29 protein-coding genes are annotated in these 26024 nt (G+C 48.6%); 10 read left to right on the forward strand and 19 right to left on the reverse strand.

Annotation, left to right across the window (positions count from 1 at the left end):
- Positions 1–28 precede the first annotated feature (28 nt).
- Genes hydG through hydF form a run of 4 tightly spaced genes read left to right on the forward strand, consistent with a single transcriptional unit; the run spans position 29 to position 4411 of the window.
- A complete protein-coding gene (hydG, locus tag CBX96_RS15425; RefSeq protein WP_109287296.1) occupies positions 29–1468 on the forward strand; it encodes a [FeFe] hydrogenase H-cluster radical SAM maturase HydG in 1440 nt (479 codons plus the stop codon).
- Entirely contained in the window at positions 1469–2107 is a 639-nt protein-coding gene (locus CBX96_RS15430; protein ID WP_109287297.1) for a hypothetical protein, read from the forward strand. It begins immediately after the preceding gene.
- Positions 2107–3186, forward strand: coding sequence for a [FeFe] hydrogenase H-cluster radical SAM maturase HydE (gene hydE, locus CBX96_RS15435; protein WP_109287298.1), 1080 nt, complete (start codon positions 2107–2109; stop codon positions 3184–3186). The genes CBX96_RS15430 and hydE overlap by 1 nt, the downstream gene beginning before the upstream one ends.
- Positions 3170–4411 carry a [FeFe] hydrogenase H-cluster maturation GTPase HydF gene (gene hydF / locus CBX96_RS15440; RefSeq protein ID WP_181382218.1) on the forward strand — a complete coding sequence of 414 codons (1242 nt, stop codon included), beginning with the start codon at positions 3170–3172 and terminating at the stop codon, positions 4409–4411. Before hydE ends, hydF begins: the two co-directional genes overlap by 17 nt.
- Positions 4412–4569: 158 nt before the next feature.
- On the opposite strand, the gene rplI is transcribed toward hydF, so the two are convergent.
- From rplI to rpsF, 4 genes are read right to left on the reverse strand one after another with little or no spacing between them, the layout of a single operon-like run.
- Positions 4570–5022: a 50S ribosomal protein L9 gene (gene rplI, locus CBX96_RS15445; RefSeq protein ID WP_023268570.1), complete on the reverse strand. Its 453-nt coding sequence runs from the start codon at positions 5020–5022 to the stop codon at positions 4570–4572.
- A 36-nt stretch (positions 5023–5058) separates the two neighbouring features.
- The gene (gene rpsR / locus CBX96_RS15450; RefSeq protein WP_006083042.1) at positions 5059–5286 is read right to left on the reverse strand and encodes a 30S ribosomal protein S18; all 228 of its coding nucleotides are present in this window, start codon (positions 5284–5286) and stop codon (positions 5059–5061) included.
- 11 nt (positions 5287–5297) lie between these two features.
- Positions 5298–5603: a primosomal replication protein N gene (gene priB, locus CBX96_RS15455; protein ID WP_011073673.1), complete on the reverse strand. Its 306-nt coding sequence runs from the start codon at positions 5601–5603 to the stop codon at positions 5298–5300.
- Between the two features lie 8 nt (positions 5604–5611).
- A complete protein-coding gene (gene rpsF, locus CBX96_RS15460; protein WP_011715868.1) occupies positions 5612–6007 on the reverse strand; it encodes a 30S ribosomal protein S6 in 396 nt (131 codons plus the stop codon).
- 224 nt (positions 6008–6231) lie between these two features.
- On the opposite strand from rpsF, the gene CBX96_RS15465 reads away from it, so the two are divergent.
- Both CBX96_RS15465 and CBX96_RS15470 read left to right on the forward strand, forming a co-directional pair.
- The gene (locus CBX96_RS15465) at positions 6232–6975 is read left to right on the forward strand and encodes a YdiY family protein (RefSeq protein WP_109287299.1); all 744 of its coding nucleotides are present in this window, start codon (positions 6232–6234) and stop codon (positions 6973–6975) included.
- A gap of 181 nt (positions 6976–7156) precedes the next feature.
- Positions 7157–8581 carry an MFS transporter gene (locus CBX96_RS15470; protein WP_109287300.1) on the forward strand — a complete coding sequence of 475 codons (1425 nt, stop codon included), beginning with the start codon at positions 7157–7159 and terminating at the stop codon, positions 8579–8581.
- A gap of 69 nt (positions 8582–8650) precedes the next feature.
- Here CBX96_RS15470 and rlmB read toward each other — a convergent pair whose 3' ends face one another.
- The 8 genes from rlmB to zapE all read right to left on the reverse strand — a co-directional run bounded on the left by rlmB (position 8651) and on the right by zapE (position 16534).
- A complete protein-coding gene (rlmB, locus tag CBX96_RS15475; RefSeq protein WP_086901989.1) occupies positions 8651–9391 on the reverse strand; it encodes a 23S rRNA (guanosine(2251)-2'-O)-methyltransferase RlmB in 741 nt (246 codons plus the stop codon).
- Positions 9392–11821: a ribonuclease R gene (rnr, locus tag CBX96_RS15480; protein ID WP_011715864.1), complete on the reverse strand. Its 2430-nt coding sequence runs from the start codon at positions 11819–11821 to the stop codon at positions 9392–9394. It lies immediately after the preceding gene.
- 39 nt (positions 11822–11860) lie between these two features.
- A complete protein-coding gene (gene motX / locus CBX96_RS15485; protein ID WP_109287301.1) occupies positions 11861–12517 on the reverse strand; it encodes a flagellar protein MotX in 657 nt (218 codons plus the stop codon).
- A 108-nt stretch (positions 12518–12625) separates the two neighbouring features.
- Entirely contained in the window at positions 12626–13921 is a 1296-nt protein-coding gene (locus CBX96_RS15490) for an adenylosuccinate synthase (protein ID WP_086901986.1), read from the reverse strand.
- Between the two features lie 66 nt (positions 13922–13987).
- Positions 13988–14176 carry a DUF2065 domain-containing protein gene (locus CBX96_RS15495; protein ID WP_011715861.1) on the reverse strand — a complete coding sequence of 63 codons (189 nt, stop codon included), beginning with the start codon at positions 14174–14176 and terminating at the stop codon, positions 13988–13990.
- Between the two features lie 113 nt (positions 14177–14289).
- Entirely contained in the window at positions 14290–14682 is a 393-nt protein-coding gene (rpsI, locus tag CBX96_RS15500) for a 30S ribosomal protein S9 (protein WP_006083052.1), read from the reverse strand.
- 14 nt (positions 14683–14696) lie between these two features.
- On the reverse strand, positions 14697–15125 hold the full coding sequence (gene rplM / locus CBX96_RS15505) for a 50S ribosomal protein L13 (RefSeq protein ID WP_011073682.1): 429 nt from the start codon (positions 15123–15125) through the stop codon (positions 14697–14699).
- Between the two features lie 296 nt (positions 15126–15421).
- Complete coding sequence (gene zapE / locus CBX96_RS15510) at positions 15422–16534, reverse strand: cell division protein ZapE (protein ID WP_086901985.1); 1113 nt, start codon at positions 16532–16534, stop codon at positions 15422–15424.
- A gap of 455 nt (positions 16535–16989) precedes the next feature.
- Between zapE and degQ the strand changes: the two genes are divergently transcribed.
- From degQ to CBX96_RS15530, 4 genes are all read left to right on the forward strand, one after another.
- A complete protein-coding gene (gene degQ / locus CBX96_RS15515; protein WP_069454265.1) occupies positions 16990–18342 on the forward strand; it encodes a Do family serine endopeptidase DegQ in 1353 nt (450 codons plus the stop codon).
- Between the two features lie 125 nt (positions 18343–18467).
- On the forward strand, positions 18468–19550 hold the full coding sequence (gene degS / locus CBX96_RS15520) for an outer membrane-stress sensor serine endopeptidase DegS (RefSeq protein ID WP_011625166.1): 1083 nt from the start codon (positions 18468–18470) through the stop codon (positions 19548–19550).
- 759 nt (positions 19551–20309) lie between these two features.
- Positions 20310–20567, forward strand: coding sequence for a hypothetical protein (locus CBX96_RS15525; RefSeq protein ID WP_146194348.1), 258 nt, complete (start codon positions 20310–20312; stop codon positions 20565–20567).
- Between the two features lie 102 nt (positions 20568–20669).
- Positions 20670–20903 (forward strand): hypothetical protein, encoded by a 234-nt coding sequence (locus tag CBX96_RS15530; RefSeq protein WP_109287303.1) that lies wholly within the window; start codon positions 20670–20672, stop codon positions 20901–20903.
- Between the two features lie 240 nt (positions 20904–21143).
- On the opposite strand, the gene murA is transcribed toward CBX96_RS15530, so the two are convergent.
- From murA to mlaF, 7 genes are read right to left on the reverse strand one after another with little or no spacing between them, the layout of a single operon-like run.
- Complete coding sequence (murA, locus tag CBX96_RS15535; protein ID WP_011621482.1) at positions 21144–22403, reverse strand: UDP-N-acetylglucosamine 1-carboxyvinyltransferase; 1260 nt, start codon at positions 22401–22403, stop codon at positions 21144–21146.
- Positions 22404–22415: 12 nt separating this feature from the next.
- The gene (locus CBX96_RS15540) at positions 22416–22667 is read right to left on the reverse strand and encodes a BolA family protein (RefSeq protein ID WP_011621481.1); all 252 of its coding nucleotides are present in this window, start codon (positions 22665–22667) and stop codon (positions 22416–22418) included.
- Positions 22668–22683: 16 nt separating this feature from the next.
- The gene (locus CBX96_RS15545; RefSeq protein WP_109287304.1) at positions 22684–22968 is read right to left on the reverse strand and encodes a lipid asymmetry maintenance protein MlaB; all 285 of its coding nucleotides are present in this window, start codon (positions 22966–22968) and stop codon (positions 22684–22686) included.
- Between the two features lie 5 nt (positions 22969–22973).
- Positions 22974–23627 (reverse strand): phospholipid-binding protein MlaC, encoded by a 654-nt coding sequence (locus tag CBX96_RS15550; protein WP_109287305.1) that lies wholly within the window; start codon positions 23625–23627, stop codon positions 22974–22976.
- 11 nt (positions 23628–23638) lie between these two features.
- Positions 23639–24112, reverse strand: coding sequence for an outer membrane lipid asymmetry maintenance protein MlaD (mlaD, locus tag CBX96_RS15555; protein WP_011621478.1), 474 nt, complete (start codon positions 24110–24112; stop codon positions 23639–23641).
- 54 nt (positions 24113–24166) lie between these two features.
- Positions 24167–24952 (reverse strand): lipid asymmetry maintenance ABC transporter permease subunit MlaE, encoded by a 786-nt coding sequence (gene mlaE, locus CBX96_RS15560; RefSeq protein WP_109287306.1) that lies wholly within the window; start codon positions 24950–24952, stop codon positions 24167–24169.
- Positions 24949–25767 carry a phospholipid ABC transporter ATP-binding protein MlaF gene (gene mlaF, locus CBX96_RS15565; RefSeq protein WP_109287307.1) on the reverse strand — a complete coding sequence of 273 codons (819 nt, stop codon included), beginning with the start codon at positions 25765–25767 and terminating at the stop codon, positions 24949–24951. Before mlaF ends, mlaE begins: the two co-directional genes overlap by 4 nt.
- Positions 25768–26024: the final 257 nt, after the last annotated feature.

The following is a 26024-nucleotide window of genomic DNA, read 5'->3' on the forward strand; positions in this document are numbered from 1 at the left end:
GCATTCATATTCAAGGGCATAGAAAACCATGAGCACACACGAGCATCATTCCATTACCGTCTCTGACTATAATCCCAACGTCAGCTTTATTGACGATCAGGCGATTTGGCAGGCCATTGAAGACGCCAGTCATCCGAGTCGCGACCAAATCCAAGCCATTCTCGAAAAGGCGCGCCAATGCGAAGGCTTAAGCATTCGCGAAACCGCTCTCCTGCTACAAAATCAAGATAAAGCCCTGGATGAAGCACTCTTTGCCGTCGCCCGTGAAATTAAAAACACCATCTACGGCAATCGTATAGTGATGTTTGCGCCGCTCTATGTGTCCAACCATTGTGCCAACAGTTGTAGTTACTGCGGCTTTAACGCCGATAACCACGAGCTGAAACGCAAGACCTTAAAACAGGATGAGATCCGCCAAGAGGTCACCATTCTCGAAGAAATGGGCCACAAACGGATCCTAGCCGTTTATGGCGAGCATCCACGCAACAATGTGCAAGCCATTGTTGAAAGTATTCAAACCATGTACAGCGTTAAGCAGGGCAAAGGCGGTGAAATTCGCCGTATCAATGTCAACTGCGCGCCAATGAGTGTGGAAGACTTTAAACAGCTAAAAACGGCGGCGATAGGCACGTATCAATGTTTCCAAGAAACCTATCATCAAGACACTTACAGTAAAGTGCACCTAAAAGGTAAAAAAACCGACTACTTATACCGCCTCTACGCCATGCACAGGGCGATGGAAGCAGGAATCGACGATGTCGGTATCGGTGCGCTCTTTGGCCTGTATGACCATAGATTTGAGCTGCTCGCCATGCTCACCCATGTTCAGCAACTCGAAAAAGACTGTGGCGTTGGCCCGCATACTATCTCCTTCCCGCGGATAGAACCCGCCCATGGATCCGCTATCAGTGAAAAGCCGCCCTATGAGGTCGATGATGACTGCTTTAAGCGCATTGTAGCCATCACTCGCCTCGCCGTACCTTATACAGGCTTGATTATGAGTACACGGGAGAGCGCGGCCCTACGTAAAGAGTTGTTAGAACTCGGCGTATCACAAATCAGTGCAGGCTCACGCACTGCGCCGGGTGGCTATCAAGACAGCAAGCTAAATCAACACGATGCCGAGCAATTTAGCCTTGGCGATCATCGCGCCATGGATGAGGTCATCTATGAATTAGTTACGGATTCGGATGCCATCCCCTCTTTCTGTACAGGCTGTTACCGTAAAGGGCGCACTGGCGATCACTTTATGGGATTAGCCAAACAGCAGTTTATTGGCAAGTTCTGCCAGCCCAATGCCTTGATCACCTTTAGGGAATATCTGAACGACTACGCCAGCGATAAAACCCGCGAGGCAGGTAACGCCCTGATAGAGCGAGAGCTCGCCAAAATGAGTCCATCACGGGAACGTAATGTGCGTGGCTGTTTGCAAAAAACCGATGCGGGTGAACGGGATATCTATCTTTAAATGGCACCTTATTTATTTTCTGAGCCCGGCGTGCAGTTGCATTTTGGCCTTAACACTAGCGCCTTACTGAATGCGATAGAGCGCGCTGATGTAATCGTGTTACACGCGGCGATTTACAGTAATTTTGCCGATAATGCCGTGGGGCAGTTGTTATTAAAGCGGCTACAAAACGCCCGCTTAAGGCAACTCACCCTGATTAAACTTGAGCCCACTCGTCTATGGCGGGATGAGTTTGCCACCATCCTAAGGCCCGAGATGCCGCTGCAGGACGTTGAGCAGCTGTATGATATTTCCCGCCACTGGTGCGCCGAGCTTAAAACGCAGTTTCCTGAGGCCATCAATTTAGTCTCGACCCAAGCGCTGCCACTGCAACCCATATTGCTGATCGGTGATAGGCTTTTTATCGGTCACTACGCCCACAGCAATTACACCTCGGCTCAAGGACTTTGGCTGGAGTTTGATACTATTGCTTTAGGCCTTGCGCCAAACAGCTTAATCGATTGGTTTTATTCCGGCGTCACCGCAGAGCAAGACTCGCCGGAGGCAATAACCCTTGGCCGTTACGTGGAAGAATGTCGCCGCGCCGTAGGCGATCTCTGGTATCAAAGTGTGATTGCGCTGGATAAGGAGCGTCACTGATGCATGCCTGTCATATCCCAATCATTAAACAAACACCTTCCTGCACGCAACCCAGTTTGCTCAAACCTATGGCGCTCAGCTATACGCAAATCCTTGAGCTGCTCCAAGGGCAGGACGATGAATGGCTGTTTAGCCGCGCCCAGCTCGCCACTGAGCTCGAATTTCAGCAACAGGTGTATTTACGCGGCATTGTTGAATTCTCGAATCATTGCCGTAACCACTGCCATTACTGTGGCCTGTGTAGCGAAAATAGGCAGGTAAAGCGTTATCGACTCTCGAACGAAGCAATCCTCAGCGCGGTGCATAGCATAGCCGCACTCGGCCTCGGCACTGTGGTGCTGCAATCGGGGGATGATTTTAGCTACGGTAGCAAGCGCGTCAGCGCCCTTATTAGTGAAATTAAGCAACGCCATAACCTAGCAATCACCCTCTCCCTCGGTGATCGCAAACATCAGGAGTTGGAAAACTGGCGTGAGGCGGGTGCCGATCGCTATTTACTCAAGATGGAAACCTTCGACCGCGCCCTCTTTGCTCGTTGTCGCCCTAAAGCCCATTTCGATGAGCGCATCGCAAGACTTGCGCACCTTAAGTCACTCGGCTTTCAAACAGGTTCTGGCATCATCATCGATTTGCCAGGGATGACAGATGCTATCTTAGCCCGCGATATTCAATGCTTAACTGAACTGCAGCTCGATATGTTGGCCTGCGGCCCCTTTATCGCCCATGCACAAACTCCATTTGCCACATCGCCCAATGGCAGCGCCCTTAAGAGTCATCGTGTGAGCGCTATTTTGCGACTGATGAATCCTGGGGCAAATATCCCTGCGACCAGTTCCCTCGATGCCCTCGAAAAAGGCACTAGGGAACTGGCACTAAAGCGAGGCTGTAATGTGATTATGCCCTCCTTCACCCCAACACAAGTGAGTGCCGATTACAGCATCTATCCGGGAAAAAACCAGCAACAACATCCTGCAGCAGAGCGACTTAAGCAAGTCTGCCAGCAAATTCAAAGCCATGGGCTAATCCCCTCCTTTAGCCGTGGTGATTCCAAAAGGAGCCAATATGTGTCAAGGCATTAATCCACAAGAGCATTCCCAGAGCCAATCAGCACCACGGGGCATGCGTTACCATATTGCCTTAGTCGGTCGACGCAATGCAGGTAAATCTTCTCTGCTCAATATGATCGCAGGACAACAAATCTCCATTGTGTCCGATATTAAGGGCACTACGACAGATGCCGTGGCCAAGGCCTATGAGCTGCAGCCCCTAGGGCCAGTAACCTTTTACGACACGGCCGGTATCGATGATGACGGAGAATTAGGTGCAATGCGGGTAAAGGCGACTCGTAAAGTGTTGTTCCGCTCCGATATGGCACTCTTGGTGGTGGACGAACAAGGGCTTTATCCATCGGATATCGCCTTAGTGAACGAAATAAAGCAGATGCGAATGCCGATACTGGTGGTATTCAATAAAGCCGATATCTGTACACCTAAAGCCGAGGATATCGCCTTCTGCCAACAGCAATCCTTGTCCTTTATCGTGGTCTCTGCCACCACAGGCCTTGCGACCAAAATGCTTAAGCAGCTGATTATCGATTTAGCGCCCGCGGAATATAAGCAAGAACCCCTGCTAGCGGGCGACCTCTATCAAGCAGGGGACGTTATTCTCTGCGTCGTACCTATCGATATGGCGGCCCCTAAAGGGCGCTTGATCCTGCCGCAGGTACAGATCCTTAGGGAAGCATTGGATCGCAGCGCGATCGCAATGGTGGTGAAAGAAACAGAACTCGAAAAGGCATTATCCGTCGTCACCCCCAAACTGGTGATCTCAGATGCTCAGGCGATTAAACAAGTCGCCGCCCTAGTACCAGCATCGATTCCACTCACGACTTTCTCAACCCTATTTGCGCGTTTTAAAGGGGATTTGCCCACCCTTGCCGCAGGCGCTGAGGCGTTAGATAAATTGCAAGATGGCGATAAAGTGCTCATCGCCGAAGCCTGCAGCCACAATGTCCAAGAGGATGATATAGGCCGAGTCAAGCTTCCCCGCTGGATAAATAGCTATACGGGTAAACAACTCGAATTTATCGTGACGTCCGGCCACGACTTTCCCGATGATTTAGAGCAATATGCCCTCGCCATCCACTGCGGTGCCTGTATGTTTAATCGTAATGAAATGCTTCGCCGCATCCACGAATGCCAACGGCGCAATGTGCCTATCACTAACTACGGGGTCGCGATTTCAAAGCTACAGGGCGTACTACCACGGGTGCTTACGCCTTTTAACAACAGTCTTCAGCAATAACATATTGAGCCTTAGTGCCAGGCTTAGCTGCGATGAAGTAGCTAAGCCTGTTTATCCTTGATGCTTGACAAACAACCACTTACACAACAATACGAACTAAATCGCGCCCATAAAAAAACACCGCCGAAGCGGTGTTTTTCATTTAAAGCAGTTGGTAATTAAGCTTCTGCAACAACAGATACTTTAACAACAGCTTTAACTTCAGTGTGTAACTGAACTTCAACTTCGAAGTCGCCAGTAGTACGCAGAGCGCCTAATGGTAAACGAACTTCTGATTTAGCCAGTTCAACGCCAGCAGCAGTTACTGCATCAGCGATGTCACGAGTGCCAACTGAACCAAACAGTTTGCCTTCATCACCCGCTTTAGAAGCGATAACAACAGCTTCCAGAGCAGCGATTTTTTCAGCGCGTTGGTTAGCAGCAGCCAGATCAGCAGCTAATTTAGCTTCTAATTCAGCGCGACGAGCTTCAAATACTTTAACGTTGCTTTCGTTAGCAACAACAGCTTTACCTTGTGGCAGCAGGTAGTTACGAGCGTAACCAGCTTTAACTGCAACTTGGTCACCCAGGTTACCCAGGTTAGCGATTTTATCAAGCAGAATAACGTTCATTATCAAATCCTCTATATTCGATTAGGAATACTGCAATTACTGATGTAAATCAGTGTATGGCAGTAGAGAAAGATAACGAGCACGCTTGATTGCGCGAGCTAGTTGACGCTGATATTTAGCACTAGTACCAGTGATACGGCTTGGAACGATCTTGCCGCTTTCAGTGATGTAGTTCTTTAAAGTAACGATATCTTTGTAATCAATTTCTGCAACACCTTCAGCGGTGAAACGGCAGAACTTGCGACGACGGAAATAACGTGCCATTTGACAGTCTCCTAAGTTTTCAATTCGACATTTTCGGCATGGATGACTAAGCGATTTTGGCCATTTCGCCCCTGTTGAAGCGTCATAAAACCTTGAACTTGTACTTCCACACCTGCTTTCAGATTGTCTGCCACGCTTTCAAAGCGTGGGCCACTCAATATCACTTGTATTTGTACGTAGACGTTGCGGAGCATATCTGCTTCATAACGCTGCGATTTGTGTTCTAGCATTATCACACTGTGTGCGATGCCTGCCGGGCTTTTAAAGCGTCTGGAACGGGTTATGGTTCCTGACAACACCAAGTTATTGGTGGTCACAGATAAACTTACTCAGCGATTTCTTCAGCGTTAGCTTCATCATATGAGCGGTCGCCAGCTGGGCCACGACGTGAATCGCGCTCATCTTTAGCTTTCGCCATTGGAGATGCTTCAGTAACGGCAACTTTAGTACGCATTACCATGTTACGCAGAACTGCGTCGTTGAAACGGAAAGCAGTTTCTAGCTCTTCAATCGTCTCTGCTGGTGCTTCAACGTTCATCAGAACGTAGTGAGCTTTGTGCAGGTCTTGGATTGGGTAAGCCAGTTGACGACGGCCCCAATCTTCTAAACGGTGGATTTTGCCGTTAGCTTCGGTGATTGCACCGGTGTAACGCTCAATCATACCTGGTACTTGTTCACTTTGATCTGGGTGAACCATAAATACGATTTCGTAATGACGCATTTATTGCTCCTTACGGTTATGTAGCCTCGTTATTGGCTCAGTCAGACCAAGTGGAGGCAAGGAACGAAAATAGTGACTGATTCGAGCGCGAGATAGTACAGAAAGCAGACGCGAAACTCAAGCAATAACTTTGCCTCAACCCGCAATACGGGTATGATGACGCCTCACCCCTATTCGGATATCAAACATCAGCCACTCAAGAACCCAGACTAATGTTACGAGCAATGCTAAAAGTTATCGCCCCTTTGAGTTTTTTTTGCCTATCATTTCCGGCACTTGCGCTTGTACCTCCCGATTATCAGGAACCGCCAAGCGATTTTACTGCAGAAGTCGAAGCCGGCTTACAATTGAACACGGGCAATACCGAGTCGAGCAGTTTTAATGGTCGCACCCAGCTGATTTACGATGCCAAGCAAACGAAACAAGAAGCCACGCTAAAAGCGTATTTCGCCTCAGAGAAAAACCAAACCACCTCAGAGAAGTACGAACTCCAATTGCAGAGCAATTATAAACTCACTAAGGGCTATATCTTTGGCCGTGGTGACTTTACTTGGGATCAGTTTGGTAGTTATACCCAAATCTCAACCCTTTCTTCGGGTTATGGTTTTAATGCCATCAGTACCTATAAGACCAAACTCAGCCTCGAAGTCGGTCCGGGTTATCGATACAACCTGCCTGCAGAATCGGTAGCAGAGCCCGATCCCGCCGCCGAAAAGGATGTGATTTTACGTACTGCGGCAAAGTTTTCGCAAAAATTGCAGGAATACACCAGCATCAATGCCGATCTCACCGCCGAGGTGGGCGAGAATAACAATACTCTCACCCTCGACATGAACTACAAGAACTTAGTGTTCCAAGATTGGGCATTTAAAATCGGCATGAACGTCAAGTACACCGAAGTGGTTCCCGAAGGCAGTAAGCAGACTGACACTGTCACCACCTTTAACCTGCTCTACACCTTTAGATAATAGAGGTACTCAGTGGTTTGGCTGAAACCAGGTTCATCCTCTCAGCCAAATCCCATTTCAGTCGAATTGAGTGACCCACACACAAAAATGATAACTCAGTCATTAAATCCCAACATATTGCAACACGGAATAAACACCAACTCCTGATATACTCTCCCTGCAACCATACAAGGAGTAGTTAATGGCAAATCCGCTACGCACTTTCGCCTCTTTATATAGCACGACTCTATTAACTGTGTTGGCAGGCGGTTTACTCACCACCTATTTAGGCCTGCGCCTATCGGTGATGCACGTTCCACAGCTATGGATAGGCGGCATGATGTCGGCCTATTACGTCGGTCTGGTGGCAGGCTCTAAGATAGGTCACCGTTTGATTGCCCAAGTCGGGCATATTCGCGCCTTTGTCGCCAGCGCTGGGATAGTGGCCGCCTCCGCACTCGGCCACGCCTTAGTGGATGAGTTAGCGGTTTGGATCCTTTTAAGACTTATCGTCGGTATGGGCATGATGTGCCAATACATGGTGCTCGAAAGCTGGCTCAATGAGCAGGCCGAAAGCAACCAACGCGGCACAGTGTTTGCCAGCTACATGATAGTCTCGTACTTCGGTTTGATATTGGGGCAAGGTGCCATTAGTCTCTATCCTGAACTTGGTCTAGAGCCGCTGTTACTGATCGCCATCTGTTTTGCCCTGTGTATTGTCCCCATTTCCTTGACCCGCCGTATTCACCCTGCACCACTGGTGCCCGCGCCCTTAAAAATCGCCCACTATTGGCGAAAAGCCCCGCAAGCGCTGACGACTATTGCGATAGGCAGCATGATTGTCGGCTCCTTTTACGGCTTGGCGCCCGCCTATGCGAGTAACTTAGGTTTACCGCCCGAGAAAGTCGCCACCTATATGACGGCCACCATTCTCGCGGGTCTGCTAGCGCAATGGCCGATGGGAAAGCTATCCGACATCATGTCCCGCAGCCGGCTTATCCGCATAAACTGCGTACTGCTTGGGATCTTAGCCTTAGGCATCGCCCTCACGCCTTACCATCCCACACTCTCACTGGTGATGACGTTTCTGTTCGGTATTCTTGGCTTTACCTTCTACCCCTTGGCGACGGCACTGGCCAACTCCCGTGTCGAGCAGAGTGAAAGGGTCGGTCTGTCGGCTACTATATTACTGACCTTCGGTCTTGGCGCCAGTATAGGTCCGCTTATCGCATCCACCCTAATGCAATGGCTTGGCAATAGCATGCTCTATGGTTTTATGTCGGCCTGTACCTTAGTCCTATTTTTACGCCTGCGTTATGTTCATTCACAACAAAAAGCCGAAACCAATGTGACTCAAGACTACATCATGGCAACCGGTGACTTAGTCTCATCCCCGCTCGCGGCAGCGCTCGACCCAAGGGTTGATGTCGAATCGGTGCAGGAGCAAATGACTCCCGCGCCCAGCGACGATGAAGAAGATTTAGGTGCCGATGCCCTCGAAGATGATGACACTGACAACGAACAACAGCTGACATTCGAGTTTGACGTTAATCCAGAGCCGACTTTTGTTGAGGCAGAAAGTCACGACTTAGAAGAGTCTAATCTCGATACGGTGAAAACCGCTTAAGAGGGATTTCAGTAATTCGGGACAATAAAAAAGACGGGCTAGCCCGTCTTTTTTATGGAAAGCTATCGATTAGCTACGGCGTTGACGCACGGCTTCGAATAGGCAGATGCCCGTTGCGACCGATACGTTTAAGCTAGAAACGCTCCCCGCCATCGGAATCGAGACCAAGGTATCGCAACATTCACGACTTAGGCGGCGTAAGCCTTTGCCTTCGGCGCCCATCGCAATCGCCAGTGGCCCTTTAAGATCGGCTTGATATAGCTCGCAATCCGCTTCGCCCGCCGTGCCGACAATCCACACGCCCTTTTCCTGCAAATGACGCATGGTACGCGCAAGATTAGTCACTTGGAATAAGGGCACAGTTTCGGCAGCGCCGCAGGCTACTTTACTCACCACAGCGGTTAAGCCTACGGAATTGTCCTTAGGTACAATAATGCCCTGCACACCCGCAGCATCGGCGTTACGTAAGCAAGCACCTAGGTTATGCGGATCGGTTACACCATCTAAAATCAAAAAGAACGGTAAGTCGGTCTTAGCTAACAACTCATCTAAGTCATGCTCACCAAGGATTTTAGCTGCCTTAACACGGGCAACAATACCTTGGTGCTGAGCACTTTCGGCTTTATCGTCCAACACTTTGCGTGAGGTCACTTGGATGCTAGTGCCAAAGGCTTTAGCCTGGCGGATCAGCGGCGTTAAACGCTCATCTTCACGGCCCTGCAGCAGCCAAAGTTCAATAATGCGCTCTGGGCTGTGTTTTAACAGCGCTTCAACCGCGTGGATCCCAAAAATAATATCTTGTTTCTTCATTTACTTCTTTCTCGTGCTCCGCTTCGCGGCCTTTGGCTTTTTCGCCGAATTTTTTACGCTTTTCTTAGGCTTAGCGCCTGCTTTAGACTTGGACTTACTCGCCCCAGCTTTATCTGAACCGGCTTTCGATTTCGCGCCTGTCGATTTAGCTGCCTTAGCCATTTTGGCGCCTTCACGGTTTACCCGCTCACGCGCTGTCATCGGTTTTTCTCGGCTCGGCGCAGACTTACGGCGACCGCCTTTTCCGCTGTCGCCAAGCATGACTAAGTCAATCTGTCTATCATCCAAGTTTACCGCAGCCACTTTTACCGTGACGGGATCACCCACTTGATAGATTTGACCTGTATGCTCACCAATCAAACGCTGACGCATAGGATCGAACTGATAATAATCGCTGCCTAGGCTAGAAATATGCACTAAGCCATCAATAAATAAGTCATTTAAGCGAACGAATAAACCAAAGTTAGTGACAGAGGCAATCACCGCCTCGAAGGTGTCACCTACATGGTCCTGCATAAATTCACATTTCAACCAGTCGCTTACATCACGGGTCGCTTCATCGGCACGGCGCTCGGTGTTCGAACATTCTTCGCCTAAAAGGTCTAACTCATCGAGTTGATAATGGTAGCCACCATCGGATGTCCACTTCTCATTGGCTTCACCTTTTTCCTTCGCCAATAAATAGCGGATCACGCGGTGAAGCACTAAGTCAGGATAACGACGAATTGGCGAAGTGAAGTGCGCATATTCTTCGAGTGCTAAACCAAAGTGGCCTTCGTTATCAGGTGTATAGATAGCTTGGCGCATTGAGCGCAGTAACATCACTTGGATAAGCTCGGCATCGGGCCTATCGGCGATTTGCAGCATCACATTCTGGTAATCCGCAGGCGTTGGCTCGAGACCGCCGCCCATGCTTAAACCACGTTCGGCCAGAAACTCTTTAAAGTTTGCCAGCTTCTGCTCAGAAGGCGACTCATGCACGCGATAGAGGATTTCACCTTTGTGCTTTTTCACAAACTTAGCGGCCGATACGTTGGCCAAAATCATACATTCTTCAATGATTTTATGAGCTTGATTACGCGCTCTTGGCACAATCTTATCGATCTTGCGCTGGTCGTTAAAAATAAATTGCGTTTCTAGGGTCTCAAAGGCAATCGCCCCACGCTCGGCACGCTGTTCATCAAGCGCTAAATAGAGCGACTGCAAACATTGCAGGTGCGGGAATAGCGCTTCATGCTCAGGCGCAATCGGTCCGCCTTCGAGCATGGCGGCCACTTGGGTGTAAGTGAAACGCGCATGTGAATGCATCACTGCGGGATAAAACTTATAACCCGACAGCTTACCGCGAGCCGAAATCGTCATCTCCGCGACCATACACAAGCGGTCGACATGGGGATTGAGCGAGCACAGGCCGTTAGAGATCTTCTCCGGCAGCATAGGGATCACTTGCGACGGGAAGTACACAGAGTTACCACGGGCACGGGCTTCGGTATCTAAGGCCGAATCGGTACGCACGTAGTAGCTCACATCCGCAATCGCCACCCACAGACGCCATCCGCCACTAGGTTTGACTTCAGCATATACCGCATCGTCAAAGTCGCGGGCATCTTCGCCATCGATGGTAACTAAGGGCAGATCTCGCAGATCGACGCGGCCAACTTTATCGGCTTCGGTCACTTCATCTGGGATCCGGCGCAGCTTTTTCTCAATCACCGCCGACCAAGTGTGGGGTAAATCGTAATTACGCAAGGCAATTTCGATTTCCATCCCCGGCGCCATTTGCTTGCCGAGCACCTCAGTGACTTTACCGGCAGCTTTAACGAATCGACCCGGACGACGGGTCAGTTCAACCACGACCACATCGCCTTGACGTGCGCCATTGCGATCTTCGGTGGCGATTAAGATTTCTTGGGTAATGCGCTTATCATCGGCAATCACAAATGCCATGCCACTGTCGACATGGAATCGCCCCACAATGGCGGCACTGCGAGGTTGGATCAAGCGAACGATACGGGCCTCGCGACGGCCTTTACGATCCATGCCGGCTTTTTGTGCCAGTACTTTATCGCCATGGAAATACATCAGCATGTCGCGATTTGAGATAAATAAATCGTCGCCACCTTCGTCAGGTTTAAAGAAGCCGTAGCCTTCTCTATGCCCAAGAACTGTGCCGGAAATCAGATCCATTTTTTCAGGTAAGCCGTAGCTTTGACCGCGGGTAAATACCAGTTCACCGTCGCGCTCCATCGCCCGTAAACGGCGACGCAGGGCTTCTAACTGTTCTTCATCGTGGATCTGCAGTGCAACAGCGATGCTGTCACGGGTAATAGGTGATTTTTGAGAACGTAAGTACTCGATAATATACTCACGACTTGGGATAGGGTTTTCGTACTTATCCTGTTCACGCTCGAAATGAGGGTCTTTGATCATTCAATATCCAATATTTCTGTCTCAATCAGTAGAGACATCTCAACGGGTTCGCAAGTGCCCTTGCTGGGCCCGCGCCACTGCACTGGCGGGCATTTTAGCGGCTAACACCTGCAGTAATGACAAGGCTTTTTTCTTGGTCGCCTCATCGGTAAATACATTGTTGTATAACCAGTTATAGGCCATTTCATAGTCCCTTGGACTACCATAACCTTCACCGTATAAACGAACCAGCATCATCCGCGCGGCTAAACTGCCGCTCGCCGCCGCTGGCAATAAATAATTGACCGCACGGTCTTTATTACGAATAACAAACTTACCATTTTGATAATATTCGGCAAGTTTCACCATGGCTTCGGGGCTGCCCTGCTCGGCCGCCTCTTGCAATAATCCCATCCCTTTGACCGCATTGGCTTTTACGCAGGTTCCGTGATTGAGCATTTCCCCCCACAAAAACTGATATAAGGGCTGCTTTAAGACTTCTGCACGCGCTTCGATATCTTGCACTAACTGACAGTCATCTTGCTTAACTCTTGCCAGATATTTCTCGCCGCGGATCATTTCAAGTAATTGATCTTGAGAATAAATATCCACCGCCTGTGTTTCAGCAAAGCACATTGAAGATACTAAGGGCAGCAGCGCAACTAATGCAGTACGTAGCATAACGACTCTCAATGACAATAGGGTGAATACTTGCATCGGCAGTATAACCTATTTCTTGAGCTCAAGCCGAATTTCTAACCACAGAAAACAAACAGGAAGGAACAACAAAGGAAGAAAAGGCCGTGTAACACGGCCTCTACGATTTTAGTTAAATGGGCTAACTAAAATCATCGTTTCATTACGGTCTGGACCGGTAGAAATGATGTCGATCGGCGTTTCTAACAACTCTTCAATACGCTTGATGTAGTTGATAGCTGCTTGCGGTAACTGCTCTAAAGAGGTCGCACCGAAAGTTGACTCGCTCCAGCCTGGCATAGTTTCATAAACAGGTGTGACCTGCTCATAACCTTCAGCCGCTAATGGCGTAACCTTAGAGATAGTGCCATCTGGATGTTGGTAGCCCACACAGATCTTCACTTCTTTCAGGCCATCGAGTACGTCTAACTTAGTTAAGCAGAAGCCGCTTACACTGTTGATTTGTACTGCACGGCGCATGGCCACTGCATCTAACCAACCTGGACGACGCTTACGACCGGTAGTTGCACCAAATTCATGGCCTTTAGTCCCTAAATGATCACCCACTTCACATAAGAGTTCAGTTGGGAAAGGACCAGCACCCACGCGAGTGGTATATGCCTTCATGATACCTAAAACATAGTCTAAATGACGTGGACCAAAACCGCTGCCTGTCGCCACACCACCTGCGGTAGTGTTTGACGAAGTCACAAACGGATAAGTACCGTGGTCGATGTCTAACAGTGTACCTTGTGCACCTTCGAACAGAATCGGTTCACCCGCTTTACGCGCGTTATCCAATAGTTCGGTTACGTCAACACACATGCTCTTCAGGTAGTCAGCTAAGGCCAACGCGTCGCTCAGTGTTTGCTCGTAATCTACGGCGTCAACTTTGTAGTACTCTGTCAGCATAAAGTTATGATATGCCATAACTTCTTTCAGCTTTTCAGCAAATAGTTCAGCATTGAACAGATCGCCAACACGCAGACCGCGACGGGAAATCTTGTCTTCATACGCAGGACCAATACCACGACCCGTAGTACCAATAGCTTTGTTACCGCGCGCTTTTTCGCGAGCGATGTCTAAGGCACAGTGGAATGGTAGGATCAGCGGACATGCTTCAGAGATCAGCAGACGTTCCTCAACTGGAATGCCGCGCTCTTTGAGCATTTTGATCTCTTTCATCAGGGCGTCAGGTGCAAGCACCACACCGTTACCGATAATGCATTTCACATTGTCGCGTAGGATGCCTGATGGGATCAGATGAAGTACGGTTTTATCGCCATTGATCACAAGAGTGTGACCCGCGTTGTGACCGCCTTGGTAGCGAACTACATATTTTGCCTGTTCTGTTAGAAGGTCGACAATCTTACCTTTTCCTTCGTCACCCCATTGGGTGCCGAGAACAACTACGTTTTTGCCCATTGTTTGCTGCAAGGTTGTGGTTAAAAATGGATTCTAACAGATTTTAAACCGCAAGTGGTAAGGCATTTATGAAAAAATAATCAAAATGACAAGCCCTGCGGTGACTAAAGAACCGCCAATTCGGCGTAAAACTTGCTGATTTTGATGGGAAAGTTCGTTTAAATATCGGCGCCATTTATTGGGAAATAACAAAGGCCCCACGCCCTCTAAAATCAGCACCAAGGCCACGGCCAGCATAAATAACTGTAAGCTCATCTTCCCCTCTCTTCGAACAGCCAGCAAAAAACACTTTCATTAACGCGAGCATAGCCAATTTTAGGCAATAAAAAACCCAGCATAAGCTGGGTTTTTTGAGATTCCAAAACGTATTAACGCTTAGAGAATTGTGGCTTACGACGTGCTTTACGTAGACCCACTTTCTTACGCTCAACTTTACGAGCGTCACGGGTTACGAAACCAGCAGAACGTAATGATGGACGCAGAGCTTCATCTAATTGCATCAGAGCACGAGTGATACCGTGACGGATTGCACCTGCTTGGCCAGTGATACCACCGCCCTTAACAGTTACATAGATGTCCAGCTTGTCAGTCATTTCAACTAGTTCTAATGGTTGACGAACAACCATACGAGCAGTTTCACGACCAAAGTATTGGTCCAAAGGACGTTGATTTACAACGATGTTGCCACTACCAGCTTTAGCGAATACGCGTGCTGTAGAGGTTTTGCGACGGCCAGTGCCGTAGTACTGAGTTGCAGCCATTTGCTTAATCCCGTTTAGATATCAAGAACTTGAGGTTGTTGTGCAGCGTGGTTATGTTCTGCGCCAGCGTAAACTTTCAGTTTACGGAACATGGCACGGCCCAGAGGACCTTTTGGTAACATACCCTTAACTGCTTTCTCGATGATCATTTCTGGCTTGTGAGCTTGCAGCTTTTCAAAGCTGATTTGCTTGATGCCACCAGGGAAGCCTGAGTGCGAGTAGTACGTCTTGCCTTGCGCTTTGTTACCAGTAACAGTAACTTTCTCAGCGTTGATAACGATGATGTAATCACCAGTGTCAACGTGAGGAGTGTATTCTGGCTTGTGCTTACCGCGTAAACGCAGAGCGATTTCGGTAGCGATACGACCTAAAGTTTTGCCGTCAGCATCAACGACGAACCAGTCACGAGTTACAGTTTCTGGTGTAGCAGTAAAAGTCTTCATTATTACAAAAACCCAAAGTTAATTTCTGTCTCACATGTTGCCTACAATGGTAAACAACACAAAATTGCCTTTCAGTACCCCTTCGAGTACTTAACTCGGCGTACAACTTCCACCTAGTTTGGTGGAGTAACGTGGGCAGGTGGCGGATTATAGACAAACGTGAGCTAAAAATCACCTGATATTTTGACAAAAATCATAAAAAATCGATCGGTGAGGCCGATTTTCACTGGGATGGATGGGGCACAGGAGGTTTGCGCAAAAAACGCGCTAACCTCCGATAAAACTCACTCGCTAACTTATGGTAAATGTTCTGATTTTAAGTAATCGTGGGATTGCATTTCGATTAAGCGAGAGCGGCAGCGTCTAAATTCAAAACTCAATAAGCCATCTGCATAAATCTCTTCCAGCGGCACCTGCGCGGAAACAATCAACTTAACGTTGCGCTCGTAAAACTCATCCACCATAGCTAAGAAACGTCTGGCGATATCATCCCCCGTTAAAAACGCGCCCATTTGTTCGATGCCACTCACCAACACGGTATGATAAATCCGCGCCAGCTCCATATAATCCCGCTGACTACGGGGACCATCACATAAGGCTCTGAAATCAGCGAGCAGCACGCCTTGCGCCTGTTGACGTATGCTGATTGCGCGTCCTTCAATCTCAATCGCGTCGGTTGATACTTCGGCCTCGGGAGCTAACTGACGGAAATAACGCAGCAAGTTAGTATCGGCCTCTTCATCGAGTGGATGGTGATAAATCTCGGCCTGCTCCAGAGTGCGCAGACGATAGTCGATGCCCGAATCCACATTGAGCACTTCACAATGTTGATTGATCAAGGCGATCGCAGGAAGGAATCGTGCCCGTTGCAATCCGTTTTTATACAAATCATCGGGAATGATGTTTGAAGTCGCCACTAAGACCACGCCTTCTTTAAAGAGGGCTTGGAATAAGGTGCCAAGTAGCATGGCATCAGTGATATCAGAAACAAAAAATTCATCAAAACAAATGACTCGGTATTTCGCGGCCATTTGTTTGGCAATCACTAATAAAGGATCGCGGGTGCCTTTAAGCGCATCCAGATCCAAATGCAGTTGATGCATAAAACGGTGAAAGTGTGCCCTTAATTTTTGATTACCTGGCAGCGCATCAAAAAAGGTGTCCATCAGATAGGTTTTGCCGCGACCAACACCGCCCCACAGATACAACCCCTTAGGCGCGACAGGTGCAGACTTAAGGCCGAAGGAGGTCAATAACTTGCCTAATAGTGAGCTTGGCGCTTCGGCAGCGGTTAAATCTTCGTAGACGCGTTGCAGCGCCTTTACGGCCATTTCCTGAGCGGGATCATGGGAAAAACCATCACGAGTAAGATCTTTTTGGTAATGCTGCCAAGGGCTTAACTGGGGCACGTTATAATTCTCTTTTATCCTTTGGAAAAACTGCGTCGATATTACCACGGCCTCCCACACAGGGCATATATTTATCCCCCAACAAGCTAAGGATGCTGGATTCCATTTTTAGACACTCGACGACGGAAAAGCCAAATTGGGCACGAAAGGATAAAAACTTATTTAGAAAGCGCTATGCTGTTAACTTATTTCACGCGACGATTGAAACATTTTAAGACTTGAAAAAGGCCTTAAAAGCCCACAGGTTTCACTTAAGTTACAGCCCATAAAATGCTGATAAAATAACCGTTAAGATATTAACCTTTGTTAATATTGATGAACTTTTTCAATGAGGTGCGTGTCCGAATGGTTACCTAGGCAAATAGCCGGTACCGATACAGATTCGATCTGGTGCGGACACAACTCACGACGCATTACATCCAGATCCTTGATCCCTTATTTGGAGTTATGAATAGATGAAAACGAAACTATCTGTACTTTCAGCCGCAATGTTAGCCGCAACTCTGACAATGATGCCCGCTGTCTCACAGGCCGCTATTCCGCAATCTGTTGAGGGTCAATCCATTCCAAGTCTTGCGCCTATGTTAGAGCGCACGACGCCCGCCGTGGTTTCCGTGGCGGTATCTGGCACGCACGTCTCTAAACAACGTGTACCCGATGTGTTCCGTTATTTCTTCGGCCCCAATGCACCACAGGAACAAGTGCAAGAGCGTCCTTTTAGAGGCTTAGGCTCAGGTGTGATTATCGACGCAGATAAAGGCTATATTGTCACCAACAACCATGTGATCGACGGTGCCGATGATATCCAAGTCGGTCTGCACGATGGTCGCGAAGTCAAAGCCAAGCTGATTGGTACCGACTCAGAGTCCGACATTGCCTTGCTGCAAATTGAAGCGAAAAATCTAGTCGCGATCAAAACCTCAGATTCTGATGAACTGCGTGTGGGTGACTTTGCCGTCGCCATAGGTAACCCCTTTGGTTTAGGTCAAACCGTCACCTCAGGGATCGTCAGCGCCCTAGGCCGTAGCGGTTTAGGCATTGAAATGCTTGAAAACTTTATCCAAACCGATGCGGCGATTAACAGCGGTAACTCGGGCGGCGCGCTGGTTAACCTTAAAGGTGAGCTGATTGGTATTAACACGGCTATCGTCGCACCAAACGGTGGTAACGTGGGTATCGGTTTTGCGATTCCCGCCAACATGGTGAAAAACCTCGTGGCTCAAATTGCCGAACACGGTGAAGTTCGCCGTGGCGTGCTGGGGATTTCAGGCCGTGATTTAGATAGCCAACTTGCCCAAGGCTTTGGGTTAGACACTCAGCACGGGGGCTTTGTGAATGAAGTCACTGCGGGCAGTGCTGCCGAAAAAGCAGGTATTAAAGCGGGCGATATTATTGTCAGCGTGGATGGACGAGCAATTAAGTCGTTCCAAGAACTGCGGGCGAAAGTCGCGACTATGGGCGCGGGAGCCAAGGTTGAACTGGGACTTATCCGCGATGGCGATAAGAAAACCGTGAATGTCACCTTAGGTGAAGCAAGCCAAACCACTGAAAAAGCTGCTGGCGCAGTGCACCCAATGCTCCAAGGTGCCTCGTTAGAAAACGCTTCTAAAGGGGTGGAAATCACCGAAATAGCCCAAGGCTCGCCTGCGGCAATGAGCGGCTTACAAAAAGGCGATGTGATTGTCGGCATTAACCGTTCGGCGGTGAAAGATCTGAAATCACTCAAGGAGCAGCTCAAAGATCAAGAAGGCGCTGTCGCCCTGAAGATCCTCCGTGGTAAGAGCTTGTTATACTTAGTGCTGCGTTAATCGGTACACCGCTCTGATCTTTATCCCATTATCAGATGCGGATCAGCATAGGGAACGCGGGTTCCCTATGCTTTAACTTGTTAAACATGTTAATCTAACTCACCTTTTTCAATACTTAGCCTGCCATGACAATAAAAGAAACCCTGTTATATCTCGGTAAAGCCGTGCTCTTCGGCCTTATCATGGCGGCCATGTTTTTGTTAGTTACACACTACTTCGACAATAAGAATCTCGGCAGCTCGTTACTGCAAAACCGGGGTAATAACACAGTCGAACTCTCCTTTGCTAAGGCCGTCCGCCGCGCTGCCCCTGCCGTAGTCAATATTTATAGCTTAAGTATCGATCAGAGTCGTCCGCTGAACTCTGGTTCCCTCCAAGGCCTAGGCTCTGGGGTGATAATGAGCAAAGAAGGCTATATTCTCACGAATTATCATGTGATTAAAAAAGCCGATGAAATTGTGGTGGCTCTGCAGGATGGCCGCAAATTCACCTCGGAAGTGGTCGGTTTTGATCCCGAAACCGATCTTTCCGTGCTTAAGATCGAAGGCGATAATCTTCCAACAGTGCCAGTCAATCTCGATAGCCCACCGCAGGTTGGGGATGTAGTATTAGCGATTGGTAACCCTTATAACCTAGGCCAAACCATTACCCAAGGCATTATCAGCGCCACGGGTCGTAACGGCTTAAGTTCTGGTTATTTAGACTTTTTACAGACAGATGCCGCAATTAACGCCGGTAACTCAGGTGGCGCCTTAATCGACACTAATGGTAGCCTGATTGGTATCAACACCGCCGCCTTCCAAGTGGGCGGCGAAGGTGGCGGCCATGGGATTAACTTCGCGATCCCGATTAAACTGGCCCACAGCATTATGGGTAAACTGATTAAAAATGGTCGGGTGATCCGTGGTGCCTTAGGGATCTCTGGCGAGCCGATTAACCCGGTGGTGGCGCAAATCCTCAACCTACCCGATTTACGTGGGGTATTAGTCACTGGTGTCGATCCTAATGGCCCAGCGGCACGGGCGCAGCTACAACCAAGGGATGTGATCATCAAATACGATGGTGAAGATGTGCCTGGGGTCGAAATGCTGATGGATAGAATTGCCGAAACTACGCCCGGCAAGAAAATCATGATGACGGTTATCCGCCAAGGCAAAGAGCAAGTATTGCCGGTGATTATCGATGAAAAGGTCGTCGTCGATAATTAAGCTCAGTAACTGACCTTGTTAATCTCAGAATGAGGCATGTATAAAACCTCATTCTGAGTCATCCTAAATCAACTATTACCTTATCCTCAAATGGCAGAGCTATTTATCTCGCATTGCCATTTTTCACCGACTTTTGCCCCAAATTGTATTTCGCAGTTCAAAAGGGGAATTGGACAAGTAAAGCTCTGCCTATAGACAAGTTGATGGTTCGACTTAGAAGTTATGTATCCCATCTTTTCGTAGCTTGAATGCTTTAATCAAAATCAAAGTCGTGGGGCTTCACCCCACACCCGACCAAGGAGGACTGCTCGTCCTATCCTCCTTGGATGCTCCAAGACGCCCCTGCGGAGTTGAAAGCTCCTTGTGCTCATTGACAAATTTGCTATCGCTTCCGAAGGATGCGTCCCTGCACCTGCGAAAGCTAGCTCGCCATCCGTGGCGAGACTCACGCAATTTGTCTATTCGCCCCGCGGCAACTCCGAGGGGGAGGTGTATTCCTTGGAGTTTTGAGTCGTTAGTTAGCGATTCATCAACAAAAAATAAGTGTGAAAGAATGAGAAAGCTAAAACAATATCAAGTAATTACCCATCAGACTGTATAAAAAACTGCTACCGCAAAAAAGAAAATTCCTATAGCATCATTTATACCCCCATTTACACGGATGTGGCAGCGGCCAAGTCCAACAAGCGATTTATGCCCTGCAAACAGCGCAGCGCATAAATACTAAGACGTTATGTCTTAATACATAGGGAAATCTGATTGAAAAATATTAGTGCTCATTTACAAGTGATTAGAGAGGCTACAGTTTTTGCCAGATACAAGTGCATGAATAATGACAATTTACTGATGATTCATGATCTGATGGATGCTATTCATAATACGACTGAGCACATCGAGAAAGATTATTGGAAGGATGAAGAGTATATCGCAATGTACTACCTACCTTATGATAAACAATGGGGTTCTAAAGGGCTTGTTTTAATCGATATTTATAAAAAAGCCTGCACCCCCCAATAGACATAACAATGCGTGGCACTTTGCGGCCTTCGGCCGCTGCGACGCTCACCAAGGTTCGCGCCCGTGCGCTTATAGTTATGTGGAAATCGTTGAGTAACGAGCATGGATGAACATTCCAAAATCGAAAAGTACATTGTGGCAAGTGATGTTGGCTCAGGTCGGGATGGGAGCGGAATAGAGGTTTATTCTGGCAACGACATGCTTCTGGAAGTCTTTCGCGATGACACTAAAAAGACCAGAGAAGTACCCCTTTACAAAATGGAACTCGATCTTGAGCTTGTAGAGCAAGCAATTGCGCTATTTAAAAAGGAAATCCCATGGGAATTTCAAGAATAACATCATCTTACGACTCGTAACTTAACAAGGTCCGGCAGCACGCAGCCTTTGGCTGCTGGACTCGCTACGATCGCCGCTGCGGGCAACGTTATCTCCACAGAAATTTTAATCCGAAACCTACAAATTAGAGCTTAGATTCTAGCTAGCTTCTGTCCCATTCCCTTTTACCTAAACAAATTGCGCTCAATAAAAAACCAGCACTAGGCTGGTTTTTTATTGGGAGCGAATCCTAAGCAAATGTTATTGCACACGCTCTACATGCGCGCCCAATCCTTGGAACTTCTGCTCGATATGCTCATAACCGCGATCTAAGTGATAGATGCGATCGACGATGGTTTTACCATCGGCAACTAAGCCTGCGATCACTAAACTTGCTGAAGCACGTAAATCGGTCGCCATCACCTGCGCACCACTCAAAGACTCAATGCCTTGGATGATGCAGGTATTGCCTTCAAGCTCCATGTTCGCGCCCATACGGATGAGCTCTGGCACGTGCATAAAGCGGTTTTCGAAGATGGTTTCGGTAATGGTCGCCGTGCCCTGAGCTAATACGTTGAGCACGCAGAACTGCGCTTGCATATCGGTTGGAAAACCTGGGTATGGCGCCGTCTTGATATTTACCGCTTTTGGACGTTTACCTTCCATATCGAGCTCAATCCAATCTTCACCTGTGGTGATCTTGGCGCCCGCATCTTCAAGTTTCGCAATAACAGACTCTAACGAAGCTGGATCGGCCTTTAAGCAACGGATACGACCACGGGTCACAGCTGCAGCAACAAGGAAGGAGCCAGTTTCAATACGGTCTGGCATCACGCGATACTCACAGCCCTGTAGACGCTCAACGCCTTGAATACGCAGTGTGGCACTGCCAACACCGGTGATCTTCGCGCCCATAGCAATCAGACAGTTAGCCAAGTCAATTACTTCTGGTTCACGGGCCGCGTTTTCAATCACGGTTTCGCCATCGGCAAGTGCCGCGGCCATCAATAGGTTTTCGGTCGCGCCCACGCTCACCATGTCCATGAAAATATGGGCGCCCTTTAAGCGACCATCGACACGGGCCTTGATATAACCTTCTTTCACTTCAATCTTGGCGCCCATCATTTCGAGGCCATGTAAGTGAAGGTTTACTGGACGAGCACCAATGGCGCAGCCACCGGGTAATGACACATCTGCGGTGCCATAACGGGCTAATAACGGGCCAAGGATCAGAATAGAGGCACGCATGGTCTTAACGAGATCGTAAGGTGCGCAGAACTCGTTGAGGTTCTTGGTCGAAATACGGATTTGGCCATTGCCTAATTCATCCACATCGGCGCCTAGGCAGCGCAGCAATTTGCAGCTGGTGCTTACATCGCGCAAATTGGGGACATTCGACACAATAAAATCAGTCTCGGCTAACACGCCTGCCATCAGAATCGGCAGCGCAGCGTTTTTAGCACCGGAAATAATCACATCACCAGCAAGCGGAGGGCTTGCTTGAATCGCTAATTTATCCACTTTTCCTCACTACTAGCTGTTGAAAATTTTCTCGCGTTTCCATTGAGTCGGCGTGAAAGTTTTAATCGTTAATGCATGTAACTCACCGCTGGCGATATAGCTCATCAGGGGTGCATAAATGGCTTGTTGTTGTTTTACGCGGCTCATGCCGTCAAAACATTCACCGACGGCGATCACTTTGTAGTGGCTGCCATCGGAGCTGGCGTGCACTTCATCCAGTGCTAACGCATCACGTAAAATTTGTTCTATTAAGCTGCATTCCATGAAATTCGGTACCTTTTCAATTCGCTTCTTCGATGAAGAAGGACTGTAAATCATATAAATCGATTAATTTTTTTAGCTGATCCGACGCTGAGCATAGCTGCAGTGGCGTGCCATGCTGGCGCACTAACGCCAGCAAAAAAGCCACGCCAGCACTATCGCTGTACTCCAGCTCAGTGAGCGACAAGATTTGGGTTTCTTGGCTTAACAGGCTTTGCCTTTGCGGCCATAGCGCGACCACTTGCTCCTGTGATAAACGCCCTTTTAGGTGGCAAATGTTACCCTGTTGCACAAATTCAACCACGGCGCTTACTTCCCTGCTTTAGGCTGTTTAGTCACTTTGTCTTTAGTGCGTTCTTCCAGCATCTTGATCACGGGATCAATCCCCTGTTGGCGGATAAGATTCGAGATTTCAGATTGCTTAGAGGACAGCAAACTCACGCCTTCGGCAACTAAGTCAAACGCCTTCCAAGAGTCATCCTTGAGGCGACGCACTTTAAACAACAGCTTAATCGGCGGACGACCCGCTTCGATAATCTGCACGTTTACATCGACAATTTTCTCATTGCTGAAATCACTACCGGGAGAAAACTCCACTTTTTGGTTAGTGTATTCGGTAAAAGCTTGGGCATAGGTTGAGACCAGGTAGCCTTCGAAGGCATCGACGAAGCGATTGCGCTGATCTTCGGTCGACTCTCTTAAATACTGGCCTAACACTTTATAAGAGGCGTATTTATAGTCGATATAAGGCATTAATTCTTCACGCACGATCACCTTTAAATGATCCGCATCGGCGTCGATCAAGGCTTTATCTTGATGAAAACGGTCGAAGGTTTTGTTGGCAACGGATTTCACCATGGCATACGGGTCCATAGTGTTAACAGTGGCATCATCCGCCAGTGCGGTCGTTGCAGTAAATATCCATACTAACGGCAGTAAAAAGCGCGATAAGCGTTTCAACATAGCGGTAACCCCTATTTATCCTTTGAACCCATACTATATAAGAACTGACCAATCAGATCTTCTAACACTAATGCGGAGCGAGTATCGTCAATCTTGTCGCCATCTTTAAGCATACTCACATCATCATCGACAAAGCCCGGTGTTAATCCGAGGAACTGCTCACCGAGTAAACCTGAAGTTAAAATAGCTAAGCTACTGGTTTCAGGGAATTTATCGTAACGTTTATCCATCACAATGGTGACCACAGCCACCAGTTTGACTGGGTCTAAGTCAATCTTACTCACGCGGCCAACCACTACGCCGCCGACCTTGACTGGCGAGCGTACCTTCAAGCCACCGATATTGGTGAAGTTGGCAGTGAGGGTATAACTGCTGTCGCTGGTCTGGACTTCGATGTTGGCGACTTTAAACACCAATACCAAAAAGGCGGCTAAGCCCGCTAAGAGAAACACACCCACTAATAATTCAATTTTTCGTGTCAACATGCTCAGTTACCACTCTGTTAATCCCTCTATCTGTATCCTTGGCGCTGCAATCCGTTAGCGGCCAAACATCAGGGCTGTTAGTAAAAAGTCCAATGCCAGTACGGCGAGGCTCGATTGCACCACGGTTGAGGTGGTTGCACGGCTGATCCCTTCAGGATTGGGCACCACTTGATAGCCGCGGTATAAGGCAATCCAAGTCACCACCACGGCAAATACGCCGCTCTTAATCAGGCAGTTCACTATGTCTTGGCGCCATTCGACCGAAGCTTGCAGAATCGACCAGAAAGCCCCGCTATCGATACCTTTCCATTCCACGCCCACTAAATGGCCGCCATAAATGCCTACCGCGGTAAACATCAGCGCCAACAGCGGCATGCTGATCACCCCAGCCCAAAAACGTGGCGCAATGATTTGCCTGAGCGGGTCAATCGCCATCATCTCTAAGCTGGATAACTGTTCGGTACTCTTCATCAAACCGATTTCAGCGGTCAGCGCCGAGCCGGCGCGGCCCGCAAATAATAGCGCTGTGACCACAGGACCGAGTTCACGCAGTAAGCTCAGGGCCACCATAGGGCCTAAGCTCTCCTCAGTACCGAAACCGACTAAGATGTTGTAGCCCTGCAGCGCCAACACCATGCCGATAAACAAGCCTGAGACCACAATAATGACCATAGATTGTACGCCGACCACATAGATTTGGCGCACTAATAATGGAAACCCCTTACGTACCCGAGGCCAGCGAACAATCGCGCCCCAGAGCATCAGGCCCGCACGGCCAAAACCGAGCACTAACTCGATAGCGCTGCGGCCGAGGTCGGCAATACTGTCGAATAACTTCACTTGCCAACTCCTTTAGCCATTAATTCTTGCTGATAATCCTTTGCTGGATAGTGGAAAGGCACGGGACCATCAGGCGCGCCCTGAATAAACTGTTTAAGTTGCGGATTATCCGCATGCTTTAGCTCCTCAGGCGTGCCATGGGCGATCACTCTTTTATCGGCCACTACATACACATAATCCGCAATCCCGAGCACTTCATCCACATCGTGGGACACCACAATCGAGGTCAGATTCAGCGCATCGGAGAGTTCGCGGATAAGCTTCACCAGCACGCCCATGGAAATCGGATCTTGTCCGGCAAAAGGCTCATCGTACATCACCATTTCAGGCTCAAGGGCAATCGCCCGAGCAAGGGCGGCACGGCGCTGCATCCCACCGGATAACTCGCTTGGCATCATCTGCGCGGCGCCACGCAGGCCAACGGCTTCGAGCTTCATCAATACGATTGAGCGGATAATCTCTTCGGGTAAGCCCGAGTGCTCACGCAGCGCAAAGGCGACGTTATCGAAGACGTTGATATCGGTGAATAAGGCACCACTTTGAAACAACATGCTCATGCGCTTACGCAGTTCGAATAATTGGCTACGACTCGCGGCGTGCACATCCTGACCATCGAACAACACTTGGCCGCTATCGGGCGTTAATTGACCACCGATAAGCTTAAGCAAAGTGGTTTTACCTATACCACTGGGGCCCATAATGGCGGTCACTTTGCCCCGAGGGATAGACAGGCTAATATCTTCATATATGACACGCTGGCCACGGCTGAAGCCCAAATGACGGATCTCAACCAACGGCGTTTGTTCTTGAGTCATGCTTGATTCCGATATTTGAAAAGAGGTGGCCTACGCTTCCTGCCCAGACCAATCGAAGAGCCGCAAATTGTACGTAATTGCGCTTTAACCTACAACAGAATCGACACTATCGTCCTGCGATACTTTCAATTTGCCTCATTTCCAGCGAGAATGCGCCCTAAGTTTTCGCTCTGTGAAGCTAAAGTGTTACTTAATGTTTTCACCCTTGTTGATAAATCAACAATATTGTTTAGCCAAGGCTAATAAAATAAGCGAAA

This window comes from Shewanella sp. BC20 (genome assembly GCF_003129585.1).
In the GTDB taxonomy this organism is placed as follows: domain Bacteria; phylum Pseudomonadota; class Gammaproteobacteria; order Enterobacterales; family Shewanellaceae; genus Shewanella; species Shewanella seohaensis.

What these genes read in the sequence shown, in the direction of transcription:
- hydG (WP_109287296.1), top strand. Translation starts at nt 29, where the DNA reads ATGAGCACACACGAGCATCATTCCATTACCGTCTCTGACTATAATCCC.
- CBX96_RS15430 (WP_109287297.1), top strand. Translation starts at nt 1,469, where the DNA reads ATGGCACCTTATTTATTTTCTGAGCCCGGCGTGCAGTTGCATTTTGGC.
- hydE (WP_109287298.1), top strand. Translation starts at nt 2,107, where the DNA reads ATGCATGCCTGTCATATCCCAATCATTAAACAAACACCTTCCTGCACG.
- hydF (WP_181382218.1), top strand. Translation starts at nt 3,170, where the DNA reads ATGTGTCAAGGCATTAATCCACAAGAGCATTCCCAGAGCCAATCAGCA.
- rplI (WP_023268570.1), bottom strand. Translation starts at nt 5,022, where the DNA reads ATGAACGTTATTCTGCTTGATAAAATCGCTAACCTGGGTAACCTGGGT.
- rpsR (WP_006083042.1), bottom strand. Translation starts at nt 5,286, where the DNA reads ATGGCACGTTATTTCCGTCGTCGCAAGTTCTGCCGTTTCACCGCTGAA.
- rpsF (WP_011715868.1), bottom strand. Translation starts at nt 6,007, where the DNA reads ATGCGTCATTACGAAATCGTATTTATGGTTCACCCAGATCAAAGTGAA.
- CBX96_RS15465 (WP_109287299.1), top strand. Translation starts at nt 6,232, where the DNA reads ATGCTAAAAGTTATCGCCCCTTTGAGTTTTTTTTGCCTATCATTTCCG.
- CBX96_RS15470 (WP_109287300.1), top strand. Translation starts at nt 7,157, where the DNA reads ATGGCAAATCCGCTACGCACTTTCGCCTCTTTATATAGCACGACTCTA.
- rlmB (WP_086901989.1), bottom strand. Translation starts at nt 9,391, where the DNA reads ATGAAGAAACAAGATATTATTTTTGGGATCCACGCGGTTGAAGCGCTG.
- rnr (WP_011715864.1), bottom strand. Translation starts at nt 11,821, where the DNA reads ATGATCAAAGACCCTCATTTCGAGCGTGAACAGGATAAGTACGAAAAC.
- motX (WP_109287301.1), bottom strand. Translation starts at nt 12,517, where the DNA reads ATGCAAGTATTCACCCTATTGTCATTGAGAGTCGTTATGCTACGTACT.
- CBX96_RS15490 (WP_086901986.1), bottom strand. Translation starts at nt 13,921, where the DNA reads ATGGGCAAAAACGTAGTTGTTCTCGGCACCCAATGGGGTGACGAAGGA.
- CBX96_RS15495 (WP_011715861.1), bottom strand. Translation starts at nt 14,176, where the DNA reads ATGAGCTTACAGTTATTTATGCTGGCCGTGGCCTTGGTGCTGATTTTA.
- rpsI (WP_006083052.1), bottom strand. Translation starts at nt 14,682, where the DNA reads ATGGCTGCAACTCAGTACTACGGCACTGGCCGTCGCAAAACCTCTACA.
- rplM (WP_011073682.1), bottom strand. Translation starts at nt 15,125, where the DNA reads ATGAAGACTTTTACTGCTACACCAGAAACTGTAACTCGTGACTGGTTC.
- degQ (WP_069454265.1), top strand. Translation starts at nt 16,990, where the DNA reads ATGAAAACGAAACTATCTGTACTTTCAGCCGCAATGTTAGCCGCAACT.
- degS (WP_011625166.1), top strand. Translation starts at nt 18,468, where the DNA reads ATGACAATAAAAGAAACCCTGTTATATCTCGGTAAAGCCGTGCTCTTC.
- CBX96_RS15530 (WP_109287303.1), top strand. Translation starts at nt 20,670, where the DNA reads ATGGATGAACATTCCAAAATCGAAAAGTACATTGTGGCAAGTGATGTT.
- CBX96_RS15540 (WP_011621481.1), bottom strand. Translation starts at nt 22,667, where the DNA reads ATGGAATGCAGCTTAATAGAACAAATTTTACGTGATGCGTTAGCACTG.
- CBX96_RS15550 (WP_109287305.1), bottom strand. Translation starts at nt 23,627, where the DNA reads ATGTTGAAACGCTTATCGCGCTTTTTACTGCCGTTAGTATGGATATTT.
- mlaD (WP_011621478.1), bottom strand. Translation starts at nt 24,112, where the DNA reads ATGTTGACACGAAAAATTGAATTATTAGTGGGTGTGTTTCTCTTAGCG.
- mlaF (WP_109287307.1), bottom strand. Translation starts at nt 25,767, where the DNA reads ATGACTCAAGAACAAACGCCGTTGGTTGAGATCCGTCATTTGGGCTTC.